Origin of the sequence: Kitasatospora sp. LaBMicrA B282, from assembly GCF_050325825.1 — a bacterium.
In the GTDB taxonomy this organism is placed as follows: Bacteria; Actinomycetota; Actinomycetes; order Streptomycetales; family Streptomycetaceae; genus Kitasatospora.
This window is the reverse complement of the sequence record NZ_JBNQTI010000288.1, coordinates 1-5,881: the sequence shown is the minus strand read 5'-3', so window position 1 is coordinate 5,881 and position 5,881 is coordinate 1. Positions and strand designations below refer to the sequence as shown.

Here is a 5,881-nt window from a genome sequence, read left to right as displayed (position 1 = left end):
CCCGGCGCGCGCCGGGCACCGAGCCGCCCGCCGCGGACCGCCAGCCGCCCGCCCGCTCCGGCAGGCGGGCGCGGCACCCGGCGGGCAGACTGATCGCCAACGGATCACGGCCGACGGGCCGCGCCGGCCGCCGTGCAGGCGCAGCGGTCGGTGCGGCCGGATGAGGGAAGGCGCAGATGGCTGAGCACCGTCCTGCCGACGACCCGTCGGACCCGGACCCGAACCCGGACCCGGACCGGGCCCCGCAGGCTGCCGGCGCCGCACAGCCGCCAGCCGGCGGGCCACGGCGCCGGCTCGGCCGGCGGACCAAGCGGCTGCTGATCGCCCTCGGCGTGGTGCTGGCGCTCTGCGTCGGCGCCGGTGCCTACCTGTACATCTCGCTGGACGGCAACATCCGCAGCAGCGCCCTGTTCGGCGGCAGCGGCAGCCAGGCCCCGGAGGCCCGGGACACCGCGGGGCGGACGGCCGAGAACATCCTGGTGATCGGGTCCGACACCCGGGACAACGCCACCGACTGCTCGATCGGCGGCGACTGCGGCCCGGGGGCCAACGCCGACGTCGAGATGGTGGTCCACCTGTCGGCCGACCGCAGCAACGCCACCGTGCTGAGCATCCCGCGCGACATCGTGATGGAGCTGCCCGGCTGCAAGGACCCCCAGACCGGACAGCTGCAGCCCAGCCCCGGGAAGGCCCTGATCACCAACAGCCTGCAGTGGGGACCCGGTTGCACGGTGGCGGCGGTCAACCAGCTGACCGGGATCACCATCGACCACTTCCTGATGGTGGACTTCGCCGGCGTGGTCTCGATGTCCGACGCGATCGGCGGGGTGCCGGTCTGCGTCGACGCCAACCTCTACGACCCGGACTCGCACCTGAAGCTGACCGCCGGCACCCACACCCTGCAGGGGGTGGCGGCGCTGGAGTTCCTGCGCACCCGGCACGGCTTCGGCGACGGCAGCGACCTGGGCCGCGAGCAGGCCCAGCACCTCTACCTGTCCGCGCTGGTCCAGAAGTTGAAGAGCGCCGGGACGCTGGCCCACCCGGCCACCCTCTACTCGCTGGCCGACGCCGCGACCAAGGCGCTGACCGTCGATCCGGGGTTGGACGGCCTGACCAACCTGATCGGGCTGGCCGACCGGCTGAACAGCGTCCCCACTCGTGGGATCACCTTCCTGACCACGCCCACCCTGCCCTACAACGGCCCCGATCCGGGCTTCGCCGAGAACCTCACGCTGGCCCCGCAGGCGCAGGACGTCTTCGAGCAGATCCGCGCCGACCGCTCGTTCGCCCCCGCCCCGACCCCGGTCGCCCCCGCGCACTCGGCCGCCGCGCACTCCGCCGCAGCCCACCCGCCGAGCGCGGCCGCCCAGCCGCCGAGCGCAGGTGCCGAGCCGGCGCCGTCCACCGGCGCCACCAGCGCCGGCCCGAGCTTCGGCAGCCCGAACGACACCAGCCCACTGAACGCCGCCAGCACCCCGGGCTGCGCCCACGTCAGCACCGAGGACACCACGCCGTTCGGCTCACCGATCCGGGCCTTCGACCTCAACCCCTCGGTCCCGAACTCGGCACCCTGATCGGCCGGCCCGCCGTCACTCGTCGAACGGCTCGTCACTCCACCGGAACCAGGCCCGGTCGCCGTCGACGTGCAGCAGGAACTCCGCCACCGGCCCGGCCGGACCGACGAGTCGGAGCAGGCTGCCGATCTCCTCGACCACCGCCTCCCACTCGTCCGAGTCCGCCCCCGCCACCGGGTCGTCCAGCAACGCCAGCTCACGCTCGAACAGCGGTCGCACCTCGTCGAACCCGGGTGCCGGCCGGAACCGGCCGCTCATCCACGGGAAATCGCTGCCGTCGACCTCGATCTCGCCGATGCACTCCTCGCCACGCACCAGCCGCCACCGGGCCGTCGCCTCCTGCGTCGCCTCCGCCATCCCTACCGCCTCTCGCCGCGCCCCATCCGGTGCTCCGCCAGTCTGCCGGGCAGGTCCGACAAGGCCGGGTCCGACAGTGCGCCGCGCCGCCGGTTCAGCGCAGCTCCTGCCGGAGCCGCTCGGCCTCCGCGCGGACCTCCGGATCCGGGTCGCCGGCCAGTTGCCGGCAGAGCAGGTCCAACCGGACGATATCCGCCGCGGACTGGCGGCAGGTGTTGAGGATCGCGCCCTGCAGGTGGTCGGCGCTCTCGTCATCGGCGTGCTGGTAGGCCGCGAGCACCAAGCGCAGGCCGCACACGTCCCAGCGTGCCAGCAGCGCCTCGGCCGTCTCCTGGGTGACCGCCGTGTCCTGGGCGTCCACCAGGAGTCGGCCCAGCGCAGCCTCGGCCGTCGGCACCTCCGCGGCCGCGGCCAGCGCGCGCCCGGCGGCGACGCGGTCCGACCAGTGGGGCGAGCGGGAGAGCTCCAGGGCGGCGGCCAGTCCCAGGCGGTGGTCGGTGCGGCGCTCGGGATCGGTCACGACTGCTCCTGCCCCGCCAGCCACTGCTCGGCCCGGGCCCGCTTGTCGGTGTCGTCGGTGGCCCGGCCGTAGTGCAGCAGCACGACCCGCAGCGACAGCGGGATCGCGGCGATGTCCCGTTGCTGGTCCTCCCGGCTGCGCCAGCCGACCAGGTGGCGGACCGCGCCGTCGAAGTGGCGGCGCTCCGCCCGCGGGTCCTGCAGGGCGACGATGATCTCCTCGATCGGCAGGTGCCGCAGCAGCTCACCGGGGGTGCCCTCGTGGCTGGGGTAGCCCGAGCAGCGGCCGCTGCCCGCGCCGGACCAGGCCAGCAGGGCCAGCGCCCGGTCGGCGGGTTCCGGGCGGGCCTCGGTGACCCGGCGGGCGAGCTCGGTCAGCAGGTCGCCCGGGACCGAGCCGCCGGTCCGGCTGGGGGCCAGCAGGTGGTCGGTGAGGTCCGCCAGTTCCGGGGGCAGCGCCGCCAGCCAGTCCTCCCGCTCGTGCCGCGCCTGCTCGGCCTGCCGCCGGTGCTCCTCGAACTGCCGTAGCGGGCCGGGCGCGCCGTGCTCGGCGAGCCAGTCGAGCAGCGAGCGGCCGTCGCGGAGGACGGCGTCGCCCTCCCAGCCCGGCCAGCGCAGCGAGGCGCCGTGGTGCAGCACGACCCGGGTCAGCGGCCGCGCGCCCGCGTCGAGGAACTCGAAGAGCACGTCCCCCATGCACATGCAGGTGAGGCCGGGCAGCGAGTCCACCGCCAGCGCCGCGCGCAACCGGGCGAGGTCGGCCGGGGCCGCGAGGTCGACCTCGAACTCGGCGTCGACCAGGCCGTTCGGGCGCCCGGCGGAGTCCCCTACCCGGACCCGCCGGGCCTGCTGCAACACGGTGTCCAGTGCGGTCGGATCCGACATGCTCTGCTTCCCCCGGTTCGGTTCGCTCCCGGGCGCGTTCGCCCGATCCGGCCGATTCAACCACCGCCCCGAGCTCACTCGTCCAGGGGGGATGCCGGGGCTGCCAGTGTCCGACCGGCCGGTGGCCGCGTTGGTATGGCACCGCGCGAGCACGTCACGCGAGCACGACAGCGGCACCCGACTACAGCGGCAGAAGAAGGCGGCATGCTCCAGATCTCCGTCGAGGACTCCGAGATCGGCCCTGGTGAGGCCCACCGGTGGCGCCTGGTCCCAGTGACCGGAGAGGGGGTGCCGGCGCCGCGCCGGATGACCGGTTACAACCAGGCGAAACATTTCACCGTCGCCCAGCACGCGCAGCACGTCAACGAGCCGATCCGGTCCTACGTCGCCGCCACCTTCGAGCTCGCCGGCCCGGTGGACCTGGACGCGCTGGCGGCCGCCCTGCTCGACCTGGTGCGGCGTCACGAGGTGCTCCGGGCCGTCTACCAGCCGCTGGGCGGGGACCTGTCCTGTGAGGTGCTCGGTCCCGAGGAGGTGGCGCTGAAGCACGTCTACGCCGGTCCGTTGGAGACCTCCGCGCAGGTCGGCCGGTACCTGCAGGAGGCGTTCCGGGAGGTCGACACGCTCTCCTGGCCGCTGATCGCGCTGGGCGCGGTGGTGCGGGCGGACTCGGCCACCGTCTGGTTCTCCTGCGACCACCTGGTCACCGACGGGCTGTCCAGCGCCATCGCCGTCAACGACATCGCCACCGCCTACCGGGCCCGCACCGCCGCCGGCCCGGAGGGGAGCAGCCCGGCCGCCGCCGGAACGGCAGCCGACTCCGGGACCGCCGCCGCCCCGGGGACGGCAGCCGACCCCGGAACGGCGGGCAGCTACCTGGAGTTCAGCCGCGGCCAGCGCCGGGCCAACCGGGCGATGACCGCCGACGATCCGCGGCTGGACTACTGGCGCACCTTCCGCGACCGCAACGGCGGCCTGTTCCCGCGCTTCCCGCTCGACCTAGGAGTGCGGCCCGGCCGGCTCTACCGGCCGGTGACCAGCACCGAACGGCTGTTGACCGCGGGCGAGCTGGAGGACTTCGCGGCGCTCTGCCGCGCCCGCGGCGGGCGGCTCTCGATGGGGCTGCTCGCCGCCCTGGCGATGGCGCTGCGGGCCGAGGGCGGACCGGGGGTGTACCGGGCGCTGGTGCCGGTCAACGAGCGCGGCCGGGGCGGCTACGCCCAGTCGATGGGCTGGTTCATCAACACCCTGCCGATCGAGGTCCCGCTCGCGCCGGCGGCCGACTTCGGCGGGGTGCTGGCCGCCGCGCAGGGCGCCTACGAGCAGTTGCAGGCCCACGCCGGGGTGCACTTCGTGAAGGCCTGGCGGTTGCTCGCCCCCGCCGAGTACGCCCGCCTGCACTACTGGCCGCACGCGGTGAACTTCTTCTCCTACATCGACTTCCGCCGCCTGCCCGGCGCCGAGCAGCACGCCACCCAGCGGGCCAAGATGCACGTCTGGGTGTCGGGCTGCAACGGCATCCTGCACTGGCTGCACCGCACCGACGACGGCCTGTTCGTCAACACCATCCACGTCGACACCCCGCAGGCGCACGCCACCAACCGGGCGCTGCTCGACACCTTCACCCGCACCCTCGGCACGGCCGCCTGACGTCCTGCCAGGTCACGCCCGCTAGGGTCGAGGGGAGGGAAGCGGCCAGCACTGAGGGGGACACCCGTGACCGACACCACCGACACCACCGGGACCGAGGGCGGCGAGCTGCGCCGACTGCTGCGCGGGATCGAGGTCTTCGCCGGCGAGCTGCCCAGCTTCGACCCGCTGGACACGCCCGGCACGCCCGTCGAGCTGTTCACGCAGTGGCTGCGCGGTGCGCTCCGGGCCGGCGTCCGTGAGCCGCACGCGATGACCCTGGCCACCGCGGACGGCGCCGGCGACCCGGCCGCCCGGGTGCTGATCCTCAAGGACGTCGACGAGCAGGGCTGGCAGTTCGCCTCGGACGGCGGCGGCCCCAAGGGACGGCAGCTGGCGGCGCGGCCGTTCGCGGCGCTCACCTTCTACTGGGCACCGCTGGCCCGCCAGGTGCGGGTGCGCGGGCCGGTGGTGCGTGCCGCGGAGCAGGTGCGGGCGGCGGACTTCCTGGCCCGCGGGGCCGGCGCCCGGGCCGAGTCGCTGCTGGGCCGGCAGTCCCGGCCGCTGGCCGACCTCGCCGAGCGCGACGCGGCCGTGGCCGCCTCGCTGGCCCGGCTCGCGGAGCAGCCGGAGCTGGTCTCCCCCGACTGGACGGTGTACGCGGTGCAGCCGGAGACGGTGGAGTTCTGGCAGGGCGACCGGCAACGACGGCATACCCGGCTGGTCTACCGCGCGACGGGTGACGGCTGGGCGAAGCAGTTGCTCTGGCCCTGAGGCACCGGCTCGGCGGGCCGCTAGGGCCTGTCTTCAAACCCCCGTCGTCCGCCCGAAGGGCGGGCGCGGCGGCGTTGGGGTGCGTGCATCGGCGGCGCCGAGGAGGGAGTCCATGCGGAGCATCGGCGACTGACGAGAAGCCG

6 protein-coding genes are annotated in these 5,881 nt (G+C 74.8%); 3 read left to right on the top strand and 3 right to left on the bottom strand.

The window, feature by feature from the left end; translation table 11 throughout:
• Positions 1 to 176: 176 nt before the first annotated feature.
• Complete coding sequence (locus tag ACQRUO_RS38250) at positions 177 to 1,574, top strand: LCP family protein (RefSeq protein ID WP_428320792.1); 1,398 nt, start codon at positions 177 to 179, stop codon at positions 1,572 to 1,574.
• Between the two features lie 15 nt (positions 1,575 to 1,589).
• Here ACQRUO_RS38250 and ACQRUO_RS38245 read toward each other — a convergent pair whose 3' ends face one another.
• From ACQRUO_RS38245 to ACQRUO_RS38235, 3 genes are all read right to left on the bottom strand, one after another.
• Positions 1,590 to 1,931 (bottom strand): hypothetical protein, encoded by a 342-nt coding sequence (locus ACQRUO_RS38245; RefSeq protein ID WP_428320791.1) that lies wholly within the window; start codon positions 1,929 to 1,931, stop codon positions 1,590 to 1,592.
• 94 nt (positions 1,932 to 2,025) lie between these two features.
• Entirely contained in the window at positions 2,026 to 2,451 is a 426-nt protein-coding gene (locus ACQRUO_RS38240) for a HEAT repeat domain-containing protein (RefSeq protein WP_428320790.1), read from the bottom strand.
• Complete coding sequence (locus tag ACQRUO_RS38235) at positions 2,448 to 3,335, bottom strand: hypothetical protein (protein ID WP_428320789.1); 888 nt, start codon at positions 3,333 to 3,335, stop codon at positions 2,448 to 2,450. The genes ACQRUO_RS38240 and ACQRUO_RS38235 overlap by 4 nt, the downstream gene beginning before the upstream one ends.
• 204 nt (positions 3,336 to 3,539) lie before the next feature.
• Here ACQRUO_RS38235 and ACQRUO_RS38230 point away from each other — a divergent pair, with 204 nt between their 5' ends.
• Positions 3,540 to 4,985, top strand: coding sequence for a condensation domain-containing protein (locus ACQRUO_RS38230; protein WP_428320788.1), 1,446 nt, complete (start codon positions 3,540 to 3,542; stop codon positions 4,983 to 4,985).
• Positions 4,986 to 5,051: 66 nt separating this feature from the next.
• Positions 5,052 to 5,738: a pyridoxine/pyridoxamine 5'-phosphate oxidase gene (locus ACQRUO_RS38225; RefSeq protein WP_428320787.1), complete on the top strand. Its 687-nt coding sequence runs from the start codon at positions 5,052 to 5,054 to the stop codon at positions 5,736 to 5,738.
• Positions 5,739 to 5,881: the final 143 nt, after the last annotated feature.

What these genes read in the sequence shown, in the direction of transcription:
- ACQRUO_RS38250 (WP_428320792.1), top strand. Translation starts at nt 177, where the DNA reads ATGGCTGAGCACCGTCCTGCCGACGACCCGTCGGACCCGGACCCGAAC.
- ACQRUO_RS38245 (WP_428320791.1), bottom strand. Translation starts at nt 1,931, where the DNA reads ATGGCGGAGGCGACGCAGGAGGCGACGGCCCGGTGGCGGCTGGTGCGT.
- ACQRUO_RS38235 (WP_428320789.1), bottom strand. Translation starts at nt 3,335, where the DNA reads ATGTCGGATCCGACCGCACTGGACACCGTGTTGCAGCAGGCCCGGCGG.
- ACQRUO_RS38230 (WP_428320788.1), top strand. Translation starts at nt 3,540, where the DNA reads ATGCTCCAGATCTCCGTCGAGGACTCCGAGATCGGCCCTGGTGAGGCC.